The following is a 19,164-nucleotide window of genomic DNA, read 5'->3' on the forward strand; positions in this document are numbered from 1 at the left end:
GATTTGATATATAAATTTGTATAAAAATCAGCGCAAATTTACTGAATTAGAGTTATTTTTTTAAGGCTTCCATCGTTTGATTATTTATTTATATCAATTCTAAATAAATTGAACATTGTTAAATTTGAATTTTTAACTTTAACCCAATATTTTGATTATATTTATCAAAATTTTGAAGTATAAAAATGCATAGATTATACATTTTATTCAGTATATTAACTATTTCATTAAAAGGGTTTTGCCAAGAAAAATATGAAATAATCCCTCCAGAAAACATTAAAACCATCCTCTTTAATGGACCTACGGATGACCAGTTTCCTGTGATAACCCTCAGCGAAACTTTAACACTTGAATTCGATGATTTATATGCTGATGAAGCCGATTATTACTACAAAATAATACACTGTAATAATGATTGGACACCATCGAATTTAAATAAACAACAATACTTAAAGGGTGTTGATGACGTACGAATTACTACTTACGAAAATTCATTTACAACTCTTCAACCGTACTCTCATTACACCCTAGAAATACCAAATAGAAATACTAAATTGGCAATTACAGGAAACTACATGATTGAAATTTATGATAGTTACGATGAAATTGTTTTTTCGAGAAAATTTATGGTCTACAAAAACAGTTTACCTGTTGAAGTAACTTTGAAAAGATCTAGAGATTTAAACTATGCTAACACCAAACAGGTAGTGCAATTTGCCATTAGCAACACTAGTCAGGTTCTAAACCCACAGCAACAATTAAAGGTTGTTCTGCTTCAAAATTACCAGTGGCATAATGCTAAGTTTGACATTGCTCCGCAGTACACACTAGGAGATGAAATTATTTATAAATACGATCAAGAAACAGCGTTTTGGGCGGGAAATGAATATTTAAATTTCGAGAACAAAAATGTTAGAGTATCTGGAACCGGAGTGAGAAAGATAGATTTGAAAGATCTATATCACAACTATTTATATGTGAATGAGCGTAGAAGTGATAAAATTTACACCTACAATCCAGATATAAACGGAGATTTTGAAATCACTACAGATAACGGCAGAAATACGGAAACCGAAGCCGAATATGCGTATGTTCATTTTGCATTGCAATATGATCCTGCTATAGGTTTTAACGATGTCTACATCTACGGAAAATTTAATAATTACGAATTACTTCCAGAAAACAAATTGGAGAAGAATAGCGAAACCGGTTTGTTGGAAGCTACAGTTCTTTTAAAACAAGGATTTTACAATTATAAATACGTTGTCTTTTCAGACAAAGAGCAAACCATAGATTACAATGCTATTTGTGGCAATTTTCATCAAACTGAAAACAGCTATATGGTATTGGTCTATTATCGTGGTTACGGAGATTTATATGATAGTTTAATTGGTATTGGATACGGAAATAGTGAAAATTTAACCAACTAAATACTTTTTAGTGGATGTTAAAACTAAAAAAGTTTAATCGAAAAAAGCTAAAACACAGAGGAACGGTTTGTTTAAACTGTCAACATCCTTTAGACTTGAGTGATAGATACTGTCCGCGTTGCTCACAAGTCAACTCTACAAAGCGCATTACATTTTCAGATTTATTTGTTCAATTTTTCGATACCATTTTCTCGTATGATTCAAAATTCCGAAAAACCATTTGGATTCTTCTATACAAACCCGGATTAATTACTAAAGAATACAGCGAAGGAAAACGTCTTAGCTACACCAATCCATTTAGGTTTTTTTTGAGTTTATTGTTTACCTATATAATTCTGGTAAATTTAACCTTTGACACGAGAGATCTTGACGACAAAGCAAAGAAATCATTCAATGAAACTTCAGAAGCTTTCAACTCATTTCCAAAAGATTCTATAGCGCAATATTTAAAAGAAATTGACTCGGTTGAAATAAGCGATAATGAAAAAGCCGCCTATATTTTAAAGACATTTGAAAATAGTAAAAACAAAGAGGATGTTTCGAAAAAAGATCTGCTCGAAAAAACAGAAGACTCTTTACATTATTATAGCGCTACTTCATATTTTGATTCTATAAACACTCATGTCCCCTATTTAAAAGGGATTAATTTAAAACGAAAAGTTTTTCAATACGGCATAGAAAATACAAATCAAATTGCATATACAAATTTGCTTTCAGACATGAAAGTTGAAAATTCTTGGACGAATAGATTCAGCTATAAATTTGCTTTCAACAGCTATAATGTTAAAGAACAACCAAGTTTATACATTACATTTCTTGTAAATAAGCTCCCATTTGCTATCTTTTTTTCCGTACCAATACTAGCATTTTTTATCTGGTTGGTTTATAGTAAAAAAAGATTTTATTTTATGGAACACATGGTATTTTGTTATCAAACTTTAACCGTTTTGGTATTATCTTACCTTACCTATACCATAATTTCAATATTGACAGACAGCACTATATATTCTAGAACTATACTATTATCAAAATTTACAATTCTTTTCATTCTTACCATAGGTAACTTATTCTATCTATACAAAGCCATGCGAACCTTCTATGGGCAATCTAGATTAAAAACGATTTTAAAATACATATACATTAATACTATTTTCACTATATTAGCCACAGTAACGCTCACAATTTTTATTGGAGTAAGCTTTTTCTTATATTAAGCAATGGTAACACAAATCACCAAAGGAATTAAAATTTCAGTAAGCACTAGTTTTGAAGGCACTTTCTTCAAAAACTATAAGATGCATTTTGCTTTTGGTTATGAAATCACCATCGAAAACCAAAGCAAAGATTCTGTTCAACTTACTTCACGTCATTGGGACATTTTCGATTCTTTAAATCATACCGAAGTTGTAGACGGCGAAGGCGTTATTGGTAAAAAACCTGTTATAAAACCAGGAGAATCATACACTTACAATTCTGGTTGTCTTTTAGCTTCTCCAATGGGAGCTATGAAAGGTTATTTCAACATGATTAACTTTACAAACACCAAAAAGTTTAGAGTTTTTGTTCCTACATTCAAACTCAACGCTCCATTTGCTATAAATTAACGCACACTTACTTTTTCTTCATTTTAAAAGAATTGTAACAGTTTTAGAAAGAGATATCCTTTTTAAAATTATACATTTGTGACAATAGATTATCAACATTAAAATATTGTAACATTATGGGAAAAGGCTTTTTTCAAGTTCCTGTTGCGGTTAACGAACCCGTTAAATCTTACGCTCCCGGAACACCTGAAAGAGAATCAGTTTTAGCACAATACAAAGAATTTTATAAAAGTACGGTTGAGATTCCATTGTATATAAATGGTGAAGAAATCAAAACCGGAAACACTAGAAATATCACTCCACCTCACGACCACCAACATGTTGTGGGATCCTATCATTTAGCAGAAAAATCTCATGTAGAAAAAGCGATTGAAACAGCTTTGGAAGCTCGCAAAAAATGGGCAAAAATTCCATGGGAACAAAGAGCTGCTATTTTCTTAAAAGCTGCGGATTTAATCGCCGGACCTTACCGCGACAAGATGAACGCAGCAACAATGATTGCACAATCAAAAAATATTTTTCAGGCAGAAATTGATTCAGCTTGTGAAATTGTAGACTTTTTACGCTTCAATGTTCAATACATGTCTGAAATTTATGAAGACCAACCAGAATCTTCAGAAGGTGTTTGGAACAGAGTTGAACATAGACCATTAGAAGGTTTTGTATATGCGATTACTCCATTTAACTTTACAGCAATCGCAGGTAATCTTCCTTCTAGTGCTGCTTTAATGGGAAATGTTTGTGTATGGAAACCAAGTGATAGCCAAATTTATTCTGCAAAAGTAATTGTAGATGTTTTCAAAGAAGCTGGCGTACCTGATGGTGTTATCAATGTTGTATATGGAGATCCTGCCATGATTACAGATACAGTTTTAGCTAGTCCTGATTTTTCTGGAATCCACTTTACAGGTTCTACAAAAGTGTTTAAAGACATTTGGGCAAAAGTTGGAGCAAATATTCACAACTACAAAACATATCCAAGAATTGTTGGAGAAACAGGTGGTAAAGATTTTATCCTTGCACACCCAACTTGTATAGAAAAGCAGGTGGCTACAGCAATTTCCAGAGGAGCTTTTGAATTCCAAGGACAAAAATGTAGTGCAGCTTCTCGTGTTTACTTACCAAAATCTAAGGCTGATAAAATTTTAGAATTTGTAAAAAAAGATTTAGCTACTTTCAAAATGGGGTCTCCAGAAGATATGAGCAACTTTATTACAGCTGTAATTCACGAAGGTTCTTTTGACAAATTAGCTAAATACATTGATCAAGCAAAAGCAGATGCTGATGCCGAGATTATTGCCGGTGGTGGATATGACAAATCAAAAGGATATTTTGTAGAGCCAACAGTTATTTTGACTACAAATCCTAAATACACTACTATGGAAACTGAATTATTCGGTCCTGTAGTTACAGTATATGCTTATGACGATGAAAAATGGGAAGAAACCATAGAATTAGTTGATACTACTTCTGAATACGCTTTAACAGGTGCTGTTTTCTCTCAAGATAGATATGCGTTAACACAAGCTACAGATCTATTGCAAAATGCAGCCGGTAATTTCTACGTGAACGATAAACCAACCGGAGCTGTTGTTGGCCAACAACCATTTGGTGGAGCTCGTGGATCTGGAACTAATGATAAAGCAGGTTCTAAATTAAACTTGTATCGTTGGGTTTCTCCAAGATTGATCAAAGAAACTTTTGTTTCTCCTGTAGACTATAGATATCCGTTTTTAGGAGAATAGTTTTTCCTTTAAACTTACCATACAAAAAGAGCGTCCAATGGACGCTCTTTTTTATTTTCTTAATTTATAATATACTCTAACCCAAAACCTACTCCTCCTAAATTGACTCCTCCAATTTCATTGTAATGCCAACCTATAAAGACAGAAGATCTTTTTAAGTGATACTTTGCTTGTAACCGAAATTCATCTACACTACTTTGATTTATAGCACTCTGTTTCCACAACATATACAAACTCAATGGACGAACAGGAAAAATATTCATACCCAAATTATAACCAACTCCGGCAGTATCAACTCCTCCCCCAACTCTAGTAGCACCAATTCCCCACCACATAGTTACATACTTCGTACGTATGCGATAAAAATTTAACATTAAACTAGCTACATCCAACTGGTTGGTATTCCCCAAATTATTTTCATAAAATCCACTATAACTAGCATTAAGCCCTAAAAAATATAGCATTCGAAAATCTATATTTGCTTGAAAACCATTAACTCCATACGCCGAAAAATAATTTAATTGAGCTTTTAAGTCTGACTTTTTATAAGCGTAGCTATAACTCGTACCCAGTTCTTCTTCCCAACCTTCTACATAATCATTTTGTTCTGTAATGTACTCTCCAGGATAACCTTGATAATAAGGATAAATATTCAAATCTGTTCTTTCAACATTTCCAAACAAAGATTTAATACCAACATAGTAAAAAACCTGAGCAAACGCTTCTACCATCATTGCATTTATTTCTCCATCGTCATCACTCTCATCATCATTGTTAGAAGATTTTGAAGATGAGCTGGAAGATGATGAACTACTAAGGCCAGCTTTAGCTTTTCCTAATTTTCCGTCTTGAGCGAATATCGATAATGAACATACTAAGAATAGTAGTGTAAAGATGTTTTTCATTGATGTTATTTTTATACGTCTTCACACAAAAATCGTACCTATTAAGAAAAAATCTATTTTTTGTACTTCATCGGCAAATAAACCACCTTTTTTGTCTCAAAGAAATCTTCTTCAAAATAATCTGGTAGATCAAATAATTGCACACTTTGATAAATTGCCAATTCATCAGAAAGGTCACCTCCTTTTAAGTATAAGATTCCATTTTTAAGTTCGTGAACAGAATCTTTTTTCACCTTATTACGAACCCATTTTACAAAATCGGGCATGTTGGTTACTGCTCTACTCACAATAAAGTCGAATTCTTGCTTTACTTTTTCAGCTCTTCCGTGTACTGCCGTCACATTTTTAAGTCCAATTGTTTCAGCAACTGCTTGTACTACTTTGATTTTTTTACCTATGGCATCGATCAAATAAAATTCGGTTTCAGGAAATAAAATTGCTAACGGAATCCCTGGAAATCCACCCCCTGTACCTACATCCATCACATGGCTTCCAGATTTAAAGGCCTGAACTTTAGCAATTCCTAATGCATGCAATACGTGACGCACATACAACTCATCGATATCCTTACGAGAAATCACATTAATCTTGGCATTCCAATCTTTGTAAAGTGTTTCTAATTGTGCAAACTGCTCTTGCTGTTTTGGCGTGAGATTCGGGAAGTATTTTAAAATGATATCCATAGAGAATTACTGAAAGTTGAATTTTTAACAAAAGTAATCAAAAAGAAAAAGATATTTCAAGCAAAAAAGTATCTGCAACATTTGAGAATTATTACTTTTGTATTTTATTAAAAAATTGTTTTTGAATAGGTTTTATTCAGAAATACACAGAAATTACAGCATGAAATCGACAAAAACGATACGCTTTTCCAGGAAAGATCCGCAAGCTTTTTTTAAAACGTTGAACGGACGCATCAATTCTTATTTTCAGGAAAACAATCTTAAAAAGACAGGAAACTGGAAGTTATACCTAAAAACTTTCATCATGTTTGCCATTTTCCTTACTCCTTATTTTTTGATTTTGACGATTGATATGAACCAATGGTTGCAATTGTTGTTGACCATTATTATAGGAATAGGAATGGCCGGCGTTGGTATGAATGTAATGCACGACGGGAATCACGGATCTTATTCGTCTAAAGACTGGATTAACAAATTAATGGGATCTAGTATTTATATTTTAGCCGGAAATGTATACAACTGGAAAGTGCAACACAATGTACTACACCACACCTACACCAATATTCACGGACATGATGAGGATTTAGATGCTGGTAGAATCATTAGATTTACACACCACGCAAAATGGCATAGATTTCATAAATTTCAACATTACTACTCAATTTTCTTATACGGTTTGCTAACGCTTAACTGGGCCATTACTACCGATATTCGTCAAATGCGCAGGTATATGAAACGTAAATTATCGTATGGTAAATTTCCTAATCCGGCAAAAGAATGGAGCATTTTAGTGATTTCTAAAATCATCTACGTTTCGGTTTGGATTATTATTCCAATGTTGGTGTTAGATATTTCTTGGTGGAAAGTCTTCATAGGTTTCTTTGCGATGCATTACACAGCCGGATTGATTTTAAGCGTGGTTTTTCAGTTAGCACACGTTGTGGAAGATGTAGAAACTCCACTACCTGAAGAAAACGGAACATTGAAAAACACCTGGGCAATTCACCAATTGTTTACTACGGCTAATTTTTCAACTAAAAATAAAATTGTAAACTGGTTTACGGGTGGCTTAAATCATCAGGTAGAACATCATATGTTCCCTAATATTAGTCATATTCATTATGCCAAAATTTCTAAGATTGTAAAAGAAACGGCAAGTGAATTCAATTTACCATATCACGAATACCAGACGACGAGAAAGGCCATTGCCTCTCATTTCAAACATTTAAAAGAACTTGGGCAAAGACCCGCATTACAAAGTATAAACTAAGCAAATAATTAAAATGAATCAGCACTTATCTGAAAGAGTTTTAAACATGGCAACATCGGCAACGCTTGCCATGGCTGCCAAAGCAAGAGAGCTAAGAGCAGAAGGAAAAGATATTATTGGATTAAGTTTGGGTGAACCAGACTTTAATATTCCAGACTTTATTAAAGATGCCGCTAAAGAAGCTATAGACCAAAATTACAGCAGCTATTCTCCTGTAGACGGTTATGGTGATTTAAAAGAAGCCATCATCAATAAATTTAAAAGAGACAATGGTTTAGAGTACAAACCAACACAGATTTTAGTTTCTACTGGTGCAAAACAATCATTGGCTAACCTTGCATTAGCTATGATCAATGAAGGAGACGAAGTAATTCTTCCTGCTCCTTATTGGGTAAGTTATAGCGATATTGTAAAACTTTGTGGTGGTATTCCTGTGGAAGTAAAAACTTCTATCGATACCGATTTTAAAATGACCCCAGCACAATTAGATGCTGCTATTACTCCTAAAACTAAAATGATGTGGTTCAGTTCTCCTTGTAATCCAAGTGGATCTGTATACAGCAAAGAAGAATTAGAAGGTTTGGCTGAAGTTTTAAAGAAACATGAAAATATTTTTATCGTTTCTGATGAAATTTATGAGCACATCAATTTTACTACAACAGGGCATACCAGTATTGCTTCTATTGACGGAATGTATGACAGAACCATCACTGTAAACGGTGTTTCTAAAGCTTTTGCTATGACAGGTTGGAGAATTGGTTTCATTGGTGGTCCGGAAGCTATTGTAAAAGCATGTACCAAAATCCAAGGGCAAATGACCAGTGGACCAAATGCTATTGCGCAAAGAGCTACCATTGCTGCTTTGAATGCTCCGGTAAGCGAAATTAAATACATGATTGATAAATTTCATGAAAGAAGAGATTTAGTTCTGGGATTGCTGGGAGAAATAGAAGGTTTCAACCTAAATGTTCCTGAAGGTGCATTTTATGTGTTCCCAAACATTTCTCATTTCTTCGGAAAAGAATTGAAAGGAACTAAAATTGAAAACGCATCAGACTTTTCGTTATACCTTTTAGAAAATGCCAATGTTGCTACCGTAACTGGTGAAGCATTTGGTAATCCGGATTGTATTAGAATTTCTTACGCTGCTTCAGAAGCAGAATTGAAAGAAGCTATCAAAAGAATTAAAGAAGCTTTGTCTTAATCTGAATTCTTTCAACATATTTTAGGAAAGCCACTTTAAATTAAAGTGGCTTTTTTATTTTCAAAAAGACAAAATATTTAAAGCAACAATTCGTTTCATAAATCATTATGTATCTTTGCCCAAATTTTGATATTTCATGTCTGAACAAGTAAAGCCATACAAAGATTCTACTTCTAGCAAAAAGGAGCAAGTAACGCAAATGTTTGATAACATTTCGGGGAATTATGATGATCTAAACCGAGTGATCTCTTTTAGAATGGATATTCAATGGAGAAAAAAAGTGGTAAAATTGGTCAAAGCAATTCAACCTAAAAAAGTATTAGATATTGCTACAGGAACTGGCGATCTTGCAATTGCTTTAGCTGCAACAAATGCTGAAAAAATTGTTGGATTAGACATTTCCCCAGGAATGTTAGCGGTAGGAGCTAAAAAAGTAGAAGCTAAAAAACTATCAAACACTATTGACATGATTATTGGCGATAGTGAAGCGCTACCTTTTGAAGACAATGAATTTGATGCAATCACTGTTTCATTTGGCGTTAGAAATTTTGAAACACTAGAAAAAGGTTTGGCCGAAATTTACCGCGTTTTGAGACCAGGCGGAATTTTTGTTGTATTAGAAACTTCGGTACCAACAAAATTCCCTTTTAAACAAGGATATAATTTTTATTCAAGAAACATCTTACCTGCAATAGGAAAAATGTTTTCAAAAGATAAAACTGCTTATGCATATTTATCAGAATCCGCATCTGTTTTTCCTCATGGTGAAAAGTTCAACAATATTTTACGAAAAATTGGGTTTACTAATGTAGAGAACAAGCCACAATTTATGGGAGTGGCTACCATTTATGCAGCCTCGAAATAACCTTTATGAAAAAAATACTTTTAACATTCATCCCCCTTATCTTATGCTCAACCCTACTCAATGCTCAAAGAAGACATGGAGTTGTAGAACAACTTCCTCACTTTGATAAGCAGCCAGTACATTGGGGATATTTTTTAGGATTTAATCAGTACGACTTCAAATTTGCGTACGAAGAAAATCCTCCTGGAGGAGATGTTTTAGTAGATACAAGTCTTGGATTTAATGTAGGATTGATAGGAAACTTAAGAATTAACAGTTTCCTTGATCTTCGTTTTGAACCAGGGCTTTACTATACCAGAAGAGTGCTTAATTTTCAAAACCCGGGGTTTACTGAGTCTCAATCTGTGAGAGAACTAAACTCTACTTACATACATTTACCACTTTTATTAAAAGTCAGCTCTAAACGATGGGGAAATGTTCGCCCATTTTTAGTTGGAGGTGTTTCTACTTCTGTTAATTTAGGAAGTCAAGAAAAAAGTGTAGACGATAATAGTTCAGGAGTGTTTAGAATGGTAAGAGGTACTAATTATTATGAATTAGGAATTGGTATTGATTTCTACACGCCTACTTTTAAATTTTCTCCATCTATTCGCGGTGTATTTGCGTTGACAGATGAAATGAAACCAGATGCCGACCCAAACAGTCCGTGGACCGGCAACATAGAATACATTCAAACAAGAGGAGTTTTTATCAATTTCACTTTTGAATAAACACCTTATTACCTTCTTTTAAATTCGCTTAGCAAAATAGCAGTGGCTGTAGCCACATTTAAACTTTCGGTTTGTTGCAAATCTCCAAACCTTGGAATGCTAATAGATTTTGTGACAGCTTGAAGAATTTCTTCTGAAATTCCATTCGCCTCATTTCCCATGATTAAAATACCATTTTCGGGCAAATGTGCTTCATATACATTTTCACCATCCATCATGGCTGCAAAAATGGGTAGTTCAGCTTCTGTCAAAAATGTTTTTAAACTTATATAAGACACATTAACTCTACTCAACGATCCCATAGTTGCTTGAATCACCTTAGGATTGTAACAATCTACTGTATTTTCTGAACACACCAACTGCCTTACCCCAAACCAATCGCACAAACGAATGATGGTTCCTAAATTACCAGGATCGTTCACCTCGTCAAGCCCTACTATTAATTTGTCCTTTACAATAGGTTTTGCTGCTGGTATTTTAAACAACGCCACACCTACGTTGGGCGAATTTAGTCTGCTAATTTTTTTTAATTCAGTCTCGGTTATTTCAACTTCATTTTTTCCTTCAGAATGAAAAGCATCAAACGAAGTTGCAAAAAGTTGATGTAGCTCAAAACCTGCATCTAAATATTCATTGATCACCTTAATTCCTTCCGCTACAAACAAGTTATATTTGTTTCGGTACTTTTTTTGGTGCAGACTCGTTATTAGTTTTAATTGGTTTTTACTAACCATGTAAATAATGTATTTTTGAAACCATATTTGAAAAAACGCTTGGGTATTTGAAAACGCTTTTGGCAAAAATAACAGTTATTGTTATAATAGTTTTATTTTCTTCCTGTAATACTGTAAAAAGAGTTCCTGATGGCGAACTGTTGCTTACAAAAAATACACTAAAAGAAAACGGGGAAATTATTAAAAACCCCGATATGGCTAGCTTATATTACCAGGAACCCAATAGCGGTATTCTTGGCTATCCGTTGCGTTTAAACATTTACAATTTAGCTAAACCAAAATCGGACTCTATCTATTTATCCAGACTAGACAGTACGCTTCAAAAAAATACATTTGCAGAGAAATTTTTATCAAGAAAACAATTGGTGCAATGGACCAAAACCAAAATTGGTTTTCAAAACTGGCTACGCAATACCGGAGAAGCTCCTGTGATTATCGACGAATTGCAGACAAAAAAAACGGAAGACAAACTAAAAGCTTATTTAAACTCTAAAGGTTTTTTTAATTCTGAAGTTTCTAGTAATGTAGACACTCTTGAAAACAAAGAAAAAAGAGGAAAGGTAAGCTACACCATTAATCGCGGCAAGCCATACATTATCGATAGTTTATCTTTTGAAATCGCGTCTAAAGATGTTGATTCTATTTATAAAAGATTTAGAAGAGCTTCTTTTGTAAAAAATGGAGAAACCTATGATCTCGATAATTTTCAGAAAGAGCGCGACCGTCTGACTTTTATTTTTAGAAATTCAGGAATTTACAACTTTCAACAAAACTCAATTGGTTTTGAAATTTTAAGAGATACCGTTGCGGCTAATAATGATTACAAAATGCCAACCACTCTTATCATTGACAACCTAAACGAAAGAGATAGCGATACTGTAAACCAAACAGAATATAAAGTTCATAAAATAGAACATGTAAACATTTATGCAGATTATTCTTTTAGCGATAATATTTATGAAATGGATTCGCTTCGCTACAATGGCTACACTATTTTCTACACTGGTAAATTGCGCTACAAACCTAAAACACTAACCAACGCTATTTCTACTAAAGAAGGCGCAGTTTATAGAGATGTTGACAGAACGGACACATACAGACAAATTAGCAATTTGAATGTGTTTAAATATCCTAACATCGAGTATGTTTACAACGATAAAGATTCTACCAATACAAAACTAATCAACAATATCTATTTAACACCAAGAAAGCGATTCTCTTTAGGATTTGATTTCGATGTATCTCACTCTAACATTCAAGATATTGGTTTCACTGTTGGAGGATCGGTTATTAGTAGAAACATTTTTAGAGGCGCGGAAACCTTAGAAATTTCAGGAAGAAGTACCATTGGCTCACAACAAAGTGCTGCAGACAACGACAGATTCTTTAATATTTCAGAAGTTGGTGCAGATGTAAAGTTGAGCTTCCCTAGAATTTTCTTTCCTTTAAATACTGATAAATGGATTACCAAAAACATGGTTCCATCTACTGTTTTTTCCGTAGGAACCAGTGTCCAAACAAATATTGGCTTGGATAAGCGTACACTTGATGGTGCTTTAACCTATAAGTGGCAACCAAATGCGCTTAAAAAAATGGAGCTAGGTCTTATTGATATTCAATACATTAAAAATGTAAATATTGATAACTTTTTTAATGTTTATCAAACTACCTATAGCAGACTTAACGATATTGCAGCCAACTACACGGTAGATGAATCTTATGTCAACGACAATGGAGATCTTACCATTCCAAGCGGTGCAGACAGTTTTATTTCAGACGTTTTAAATAATACAATAAGCACATCTACAGACGATCGTGAAAATGTAAGAAGCATTAATGAACGTAAAGAGCGTTTGACGGACAACAACTTGATTGTGGCATCAAATATCACTTATACAATCAACAGCAGAAGAGGTTTATTAGACAATAGTTTTTATCAATTTCGAACTAAATTTGAATTAGCAGGAAATTTGTTATCACTACTATCAGGCTCAGCAAATCTTGAACAAACTGACGATAACAACAATCTACTTTTTGGAGTTCAATATTCTCAATATGCAAAAGCAGAGTTAGACTATATAAAGTACTTTCAATTGGCCAGAAATAACGTACTGGCTTTCCGCGGATTTTTTGGAATGGCAGTCCCTTATGGAAACTCTAATAGTATTCCCTTTTCGCGTAGTTATTTTGCAGGTGGTTCCAACGATAACAGAGGTTGGCAGGCCTATGACTTGGGCCCGGGAAGTTCAGGTTCTGTCAATGACTTTAATGAAGCTAACCTAAAACTTGCTTTTAATCTGGAATACCGCTTCCCTATTGCAGGTAGCGTAAAAGGCGCGCTCTTTGCAGATGCGGGAAATATTTGGAATGTTTTTGATAATGTTGAAGATGAAAATGCCACTTTCAATGATCTAGAATCTTTACGGGATATTGCTTTAGCAACCGGTCTTGGTTTTCGTTATGACTTCGGCTTTTTTGTATTTAGACTAGATACAGGTTTCAAGACCTATAACCCTGCCAATGAGCTAGGAAATCGCTGGTTTAAAGATTTTACTTTTCAAGATGCAGTGCTGAATATTGGTATCAATTATCCCTTTTAACATATATAATTTTCGTACCTTTGTTACTAACTGTAAAAAATTAAATCACAAACTCATGAGTTATAATATTAAACCAGGTGTAGCTACAGGTAAAGAAGTTCAAGAAATCTTCAAATTAGCCAAAGAAAAAGGATTTGCATTACCTGCAGTTAACGTAATCGGTTCGAGCTCTATCAACGCTGTTCTAGAAACTGCTGTTGAATTAAACTCTCCAGTAATTATTCAATTCTCTAACGGAGGAGCACAATTTAATGCTGGTAAAGGATTATCTAACGAAGATCAAAAAGCTGCTGTTGCTGGTGCTGTTGCCGGTGCAAAACACATTCACGAAATGGCAAAAGCATACGGAGCTGTAGTTATTCTTCATACAGACCACTGTGCTAAAAAACTGTTACCTTGGGTAGACGGTATGTTAGATGCTAGTGAAAAACATTTTGAAGAAACTGGTAAACCATTATTCAGTTCTCACATGATTGACCTTTCTGAAGAACCAATCGAAGAAAACATCGAAATCTGTAAAGGTTATTTAGAGAGAATGAGTAAAATGGGAATGACTCTTGAGATTGAATTAGGTGTTACAGGTGGTGAAGAAGATGGAGTTGACAATTCTGATGTAGATAGCTCTAAACTATATACACAACCAGAAGAAGTTGGTTTCGCTTATGAAGAATTATTAAAAGTAAGTCCACAATTTACAATTGCTGCTGCTTTTGGTAACGTTCACGGTGTTTACAAACCAGGAAACGTAAAACTTACTCCAAAAATTCTTAAAAATTCACAAGAATATATTTCTGAAAAATACGGAGTTGCAGAAAACACTGTAGACTTTGTATTCCACGGAGGTTCTGGTTCTACTGTAGAAGAAATTAGAGAAGCTATTGGATACGGAGTTATCAAAATGAATATTGATACTGACCTTCAATATGCATATTTAGAAGGTGTTAGAGATTACGTATTAGAGAAAAAAGATTATCTAATGGCGCAAATCGGTAACCCAACTGGTGACGATTCTCCAAACAAAAAATTCTATGACCCACGTGTTTGGGTAAGAGAAGGTGAAAAAACGTTTATCACGCGTCTTAAAAAGGCGTTTGAAGATTTGAACAACGTAAACACTTTATAAATCATAATATTTTTATAATTTAGCGCTGAATTAAAGTTTAATTCAGCGCTTTATTTTTTTATTTATGGCTTGGTTTAAAAGAACAGAAAAAGGAATACAAACTGCCACAGAGCAGAAAAAGGACACACCAAAAGGTCTTTGGTACAAGTCCCCGACAGGAAAGATTGTTGAAGCAGATGAGTTGGCAAAAAACTTTTACGTTAGCCCAGAAGATGATTACCACGTAAGAATTGGTAGTAAAGAATATTTTGAGATACTTTTTGACAACAATGAATTTGAAGAAATTGGCGATAAACTTACCGCTAAAGACCCTTTAAAATTTGTTGATACCAAAAATTATGTAGATCGTTTAAAAGCTGCTCAAGAAAAAACAGGATTAAAAGATGCTGTAAGAACTGCAGTTGGAAAATCTAAAGGAAAAGACATCGTTATTTCTTGTATGGATTTCAACTTTATTGGTGGATCTTTAGGTAGCGTTGCCGGTGAAAAAATTTGTCGCGGTATTGATTACGCTATCGAAAACAATTTGCCTTTCATCATGATTTCTAAATCTGGTGGAGCACGTATGCAAGAAGCAGCATTATCACTAATGCAATTAGCAAAAACATCTGCTAAATTGGCTAAACTTGCAGAAAAGAAATTACCATATATCTCTTTATCTACAGACCCTACAACAGGAGGAGTTACCGCTTCTTATGCAATGTTGGGAGACATTAATATTGCAGAACCAGGAGCTTTAATAGGTTTTGCTGGTCCACGTGTAATTAAAGAGGCTACAGGAAAAGAACTTCCAGAAGGTTTCCAAACCTCAGAGTTCTTACTTGAACATGGTTTCTTAGATCATATTGTTCATAGAAAACAATTGAAAAACAAAATCAATTTATATATCGATTTGATTCAAAATCAACCGGTAAGAGAATAATTTAAAGAGGCTTTTTTAAGCCTCTTTTTTATTTTATCACTTATTATTTGAGCAAATAATTATTTTTAACAACCTGTAACTTTAATAAAAATAAGTTATATATTTGCAGCTTGATATGAAAACCATATCAGTACATAAAAATCATTAAATAATATTGGCATGTATTTAACTAAAGAAGCGAAAGCTGACATTTTCAAAAAACATGGTGGTGCAGAAAGCAACACTGGTTCTGCAGAAGGACAAATTGCATTGTTCACTTACAGAATTAATCACTTAACAGAACACTTAAAAAAGAATCGTAAAGATTTTAATACAGAGCGTTCACTTGTTAGCCTTGTAGGTAAAAGAAGAAGTCTTTTAGACTATTTAAAGAAAAAGGATATCGAAAGATACCGTGCTATTATCAAGGAACTAGGTTTAAGAAAATAATCAGAAAAGAGGCTTCGTGCCTCTTTTTTTTATTGCCAATATTTTTTATAAAAAGCTGAAGATTATTAGTTTTTCATTGGGTTTCAACAACAACTACACACAACAACACAACAACACCCATTGTTTAATTAATTAACAAAAGATTTTATGATTCCTGAAGTAAAAACAGAAATTATCGATTTAGGAGATGGTAGAACTATCTCTTTAGAAACAGGAAAATTAGCGAAACAAGCAGATGGGTCTGTAGTTGTACGTATGGGTAACGCCATGCTTTTAGCAACAGTTGTTTCAGCCAAAACATCAGATCCAAGTATGGATTTCTTACCATTAACAGTAGATTATAGAGAAAAATTTGCTGCAGCTGGTAGATTCCCAGGTGGTTTCTTTAAAAGAGAAGCGCGTCCTAGTGATCAGGAAATTTTAACCATGCGCTTGGTAGACCGTGTTTTGCGCCCACTTTTCCCAAAAGATTATCACGCAGAAACTCAAGTTATGATTCAGTTAATGTCTCATGACGAAGAAGTAATGCCAGAAGCATTGGCTGGTTTAGCAGCTTCTACTGCCATTCAACTTTCAGACGTTCCTTTTGAATATCCTATTTCAGAAGTACGTGTAGCAAGAGTCAATGGTGAATTCGTTATCAACCCAACTAAAGCTCAATTAGAAGAATCAGACATCGATATGATGATTGGTGCATCTGAAGATTCTGTTGCTATGGTTGAAGGTGAAATGAAAGAAGTTTCTGAGAAAGAAATGGCAGATGCTATTAAATTTGCTCACGAAGCTATCAAAGTTCAGTGTCAAGCACAGAAAAACTTAGCTGAAAAAGTTGGTGTAAAACCAACGAGAGAATATGAGCCCGAGAAAGAAAATGCAGAAATGGCTCAAAAAATTCATGATTTTGCATACGAAAAATGTTATCAAATTGCGAAAGATGACACCGGTAAGCAAGAACGTGGAGAGCGTTTTGCTGAAGTAAAAGAAGAATGTAAAGAATTATTTACTGAAGAAGAATTAGAAGCAGACGGAGATTTGCTAGGTAAATACTTTGGTAAAGTTCAAAAAGAAGCGGTTCGTAACTTAATTTTAGACGAAAACATTCGTCTAGACGGTAGAAAAACAACCGACATTAGACCAATCTGGTGTGAAGTTGATTATTTACCTTCAACACACGGTTCTTCTATCTTCACAAGAGGAGAAACTCAAGCTCTAGCAACTGTAACTCTTGGAACTTCTAGAGAAGTAAATGTAATTGATCTTCCGTCTGAACAAGGAGAAGAAAGATTCTATTTACACTACAACTTCCCTCCTTTCTCAACGGGTGAAGCTCGCCCATTAAGAGGTACATCCCGTAGAGAAGTTGGTCACGGTAACTTAGCGCAACGCGCATTAAAAGGAATGATCCCTGCGGATTGTCCTTATACTGTTCGAGTAGTTTCAGAAGTTTTAGAATCGAACGGTTCTTCTTCTATGGCTACAGTTTGTGCTGGTACTATGGCATTGTTAGATGCAGGTATTCAAATGAAAAAACCTGTTTCTGGTATTGCAATGGGATTGATTACTGACGGAGATAAATTCGCAGTACTTTCTGATATTTTAGGTGATGAAGATCACTTAGGTGATATGGACTTTAAAGTAACTGGTACCGAAGATGGTATTACTGCTTGTCAAATGGATATCAAAATCAAAGGACTTTCTTACGAAATTCTTGAGACAGCATTGAATCAGGCAAGAGACGGACGTATTCACATTTTAGGAAAGCTAACGGATACAATCCCTGCAGCGAATCAAAATGTTAAAGGACACGCCCCTAAAATCATTACTACTACAATTCCTGAAAACTTTATCGGAGCTCTTATTGGCCCAGGTGGTAAAAACATTCAAGAACTTCAAAAAGCTTCTGAAACAACTATTGTTATCAACGAAGACGGAGATCAAGGTATTGTTGAAATTCTTGGAACCAACCAAGAAGGAATTGATAAAGTACTTGCTCACTTAAAAGCACTTACATTTAAACCAACCGTTGGTGAAGTGTACGATGTAAAAGTTGTAAAGCTTTTAGATTTTGGTGCAGTAGTAGAGTATTTAGAAGCTCCAGGAAACGAAGTATTGTTACACATTTCTGAGCTTGCTTGGGAACGTACCAATAACGTTACTGATGTTGTAAACTTAGGTGATACTTTCAAAGTAAAATATTTTGGTGTAGATCCCAAAACAAGAAAAGATAAAGTTTCTAAAAAGGCTCTTTTACAAAGACCTCCTAGAAAAGAAGGCGAAGGTAACAGCGAAAGAAGACCTAAAAAAGACTTTAAAAAGAAAGAAGATAACAACTAAAAACTTCTTTTACTTATATAATTTCAAAGAGCATTCAATAATGAATGCTCTTTTTTTATAAGAAAAATATAAAAGATCTCGGGAATTAAAAGAAGATAGCTAAGTAGAAACAAGTATTATTTATCTAAGAATAAACGACACCTATTATCTACACAATTCAATTCTGTTTGCATCTTTTCGTTGAGCTCTTATGGCTTGTTGTAAGGTTTCTACACAGGCTTCTTTGATCATAAAGTGTATAGTTTAATTATTATATAGGTAAGATAAAAAACATACGCTTTTTCATAAAGTATCTAAACAAAAAAACTCCTCAATCTAAAAATAGACTGAGGAGTTTTAAAAAAGGCGGCGACATACTCTCCCACCGGATGGCAGTACCATCTGCGCTAATGGGCTTAACTACTCTGTTCGGAATGGTAAGAGGTGAGCCCCATTGCTATAACCACCTTAAATCTTTGGTTATTTACATAACTCTAATATTGTAACATACTGAGATAAAAAGATATTCTTCTATATTGGATCCTTAAATTCTAAAGAGTGTGCTACCCCTTAAAAAAGGGGCAAGCGATGTACATAAGCCTACGGGTAATTAGTACTACTCGGCTA

16 protein-coding genes and 1 rRNA gene are annotated in these 19,164 nt (G+C 34.1%); 13 read left to right on the forward strand and 4 right to left on the reverse strand.

Translation table 11 applies throughout. The features are described from left to right. Positions 1–185 precede the first annotated feature (185 nt). The 4 genes from BM383_RS07240 (at position 186) to pruA (ending at position 4,779) form a co-directional block, all read left to right on the forward strand. On the forward strand, positions 186–1,430 hold the full coding sequence (locus tag BM383_RS07240; protein ID WP_093024447.1) for a type IX secretion system plug protein: 1,245 nt from the start codon (positions 186–188) through the stop codon (positions 1,428–1,430). Between the two features lie 14 nt (positions 1,431–1,444). Further along, complete coding sequence (locus BM383_RS07245; RefSeq protein WP_093024448.1) at positions 1,445–2,644, forward strand: DUF3667 domain-containing protein; 1,200 nt, start codon at positions 1,445–1,447, stop codon at positions 2,642–2,644. A 3-nt stretch (positions 2,645–2,647) separates the two neighbouring features. Beyond that, on the forward strand, positions 2,648–3,034 hold the full coding sequence (gene apaG / locus BM383_RS07250; protein WP_093024449.1) for a Co2+/Mg2+ efflux protein ApaG: 387 nt from the start codon (positions 2,648–2,650) through the stop codon (positions 3,032–3,034). A gap of 116 nt (positions 3,035–3,150) precedes the next feature. Further along, positions 3,151–4,779, forward strand: coding sequence for an L-glutamate gamma-semialdehyde dehydrogenase (gene pruA / locus BM383_RS07255; RefSeq protein WP_093024450.1), 1,629 nt, complete (start codon positions 3,151–3,153; stop codon positions 4,777–4,779). Positions 4,780–4,838: 59 nt separating this feature from the next. Here pruA and BM383_RS07260 read toward each other — a convergent pair whose 3' ends face one another. Then, positions 4,839–5,684 (reverse strand): hypothetical protein, encoded by an 846-nt coding sequence (locus BM383_RS07260; protein WP_093024451.1) that lies wholly within the window; start codon positions 5,682–5,684, stop codon positions 4,839–4,841. A gap of 53 nt (positions 5,685–5,737) precedes the next feature. Then, a complete protein-coding gene (gene rsmG / locus BM383_RS07265; protein ID WP_093024452.1) occupies positions 5,738–6,367 on the reverse strand; it encodes a 16S rRNA (guanine(527)-N(7))-methyltransferase RsmG in 630 nt (209 codons plus the stop codon). A gap of 160 nt (positions 6,368–6,527) precedes the next feature. Between rsmG and BM383_RS07270 the strand changes: the two genes are divergently transcribed. The 4 genes from BM383_RS07270 to porT all read left to right on the forward strand — a co-directional run bounded on the left by BM383_RS07270 (position 6,528) and on the right by porT (position 10,416). Continuing rightward, positions 6,528–7,637 carry a fatty acid desaturase family protein gene (locus BM383_RS07270; protein WP_093024453.1) on the forward strand — a complete coding sequence of 370 codons (1,110 nt, stop codon included), beginning with the start codon at positions 6,528–6,530 and terminating at the stop codon, positions 7,635–7,637. 13 nt (positions 7,638–7,650) lie between these two features. After that, positions 7,651–8,841 (forward strand): pyridoxal phosphate-dependent aminotransferase, encoded by a 1,191-nt coding sequence (locus BM383_RS07275; RefSeq protein WP_093024454.1) that lies wholly within the window; start codon positions 7,651–7,653, stop codon positions 8,839–8,841. Between the two features lie 136 nt (positions 8,842–8,977). Continuing rightward, entirely contained in the window at positions 8,978–9,706 is a 729-nt protein-coding gene (ubiE, locus tag BM383_RS07280; RefSeq protein ID WP_093024455.1) for a bifunctional demethylmenaquinone methyltransferase/2-methoxy-6-polyprenyl-1,4-benzoquinol methylase UbiE, read from the forward strand. 5 nt (positions 9,707–9,711) lie between these two features. Continuing rightward, the gene (gene porT / locus BM383_RS07285) at positions 9,712–10,416 is read left to right on the forward strand and encodes a type IX secretion/gliding motility protein PorT/SprT (RefSeq protein WP_093024456.1); all 705 of its coding nucleotides are present in this window, start codon (positions 9,712–9,714) and stop codon (positions 10,414–10,416) included. Positions 10,417–10,424: 8 nt separating this feature from the next. On the opposite strand, the gene BM383_RS07290 is transcribed toward porT, so the two are convergent. After that, positions 10,425–11,150, reverse strand: a complete 726-nt coding sequence (locus BM383_RS07290) for a TrmH family RNA methyltransferase (RefSeq protein WP_093024475.1) — start codon at positions 11,148–11,150, stop codon at positions 10,425–10,427. A gap of 59 nt (positions 11,151–11,209) precedes the next feature. On the opposite strand from BM383_RS07290, the gene tamL reads away from it, so the two are divergent. From tamL to BM383_RS07315, 5 genes are all read left to right on the forward strand, one after another. Next, entirely contained in the window at positions 11,210–13,750 is a 2,541-nt protein-coding gene (tamL, locus tag BM383_RS07295; protein ID WP_449421147.1) for a translocation and assembly module lipoprotein TamL, read from the forward strand. Between the two features lie 55 nt (positions 13,751–13,805). Next, complete coding sequence (gene fbaA / locus BM383_RS07300; RefSeq protein WP_093024458.1) at positions 13,806–14,873, forward strand: class II fructose-bisphosphate aldolase; 1,068 nt, start codon at positions 13,806–13,808, stop codon at positions 14,871–14,873. A gap of 64 nt (positions 14,874–14,937) precedes the next feature. Further along, positions 14,938–15,795, forward strand: a complete 858-nt coding sequence (accD, locus tag BM383_RS07305) for an acetyl-CoA carboxylase, carboxyltransferase subunit beta (protein WP_093024459.1) — start codon at positions 14,938–14,940, stop codon at positions 15,793–15,795. 159 nt (positions 15,796–15,954) lie between these two features. Then, on the forward strand, positions 15,955–16,224 hold the full coding sequence (gene rpsO / locus BM383_RS07310) for a 30S ribosomal protein S15 (RefSeq protein ID WP_093024460.1): 270 nt from the start codon (positions 15,955–15,957) through the stop codon (positions 16,222–16,224). A gap of 147 nt (positions 16,225–16,371) precedes the next feature. Then, positions 16,372–18,558: a polyribonucleotide nucleotidyltransferase gene (locus BM383_RS07315; RefSeq protein WP_093024461.1), complete on the forward strand. Its 2,187-nt coding sequence runs from the start codon at positions 16,372–16,374 to the stop codon at positions 18,556–18,558. 340 nt (positions 18,559–18,898) lie between these two features. Here BM383_RS07315 and rrf read toward each other — a convergent pair. Next, positions 18,899–19,008, reverse strand: a 5S ribosomal RNA gene (gene rrf / locus BM383_RS07320). Positions 19,009–19,164 lie beyond the last annotated feature (156 nt).

The organism is Pustulibacterium marinum, assembly GCF_900116665.1.
Taxonomy (GTDB): Bacteria; Bacteroidota; Bacteroidia; order Flavobacteriales; family Flavobacteriaceae; genus Pustulibacterium; species Pustulibacterium marinum.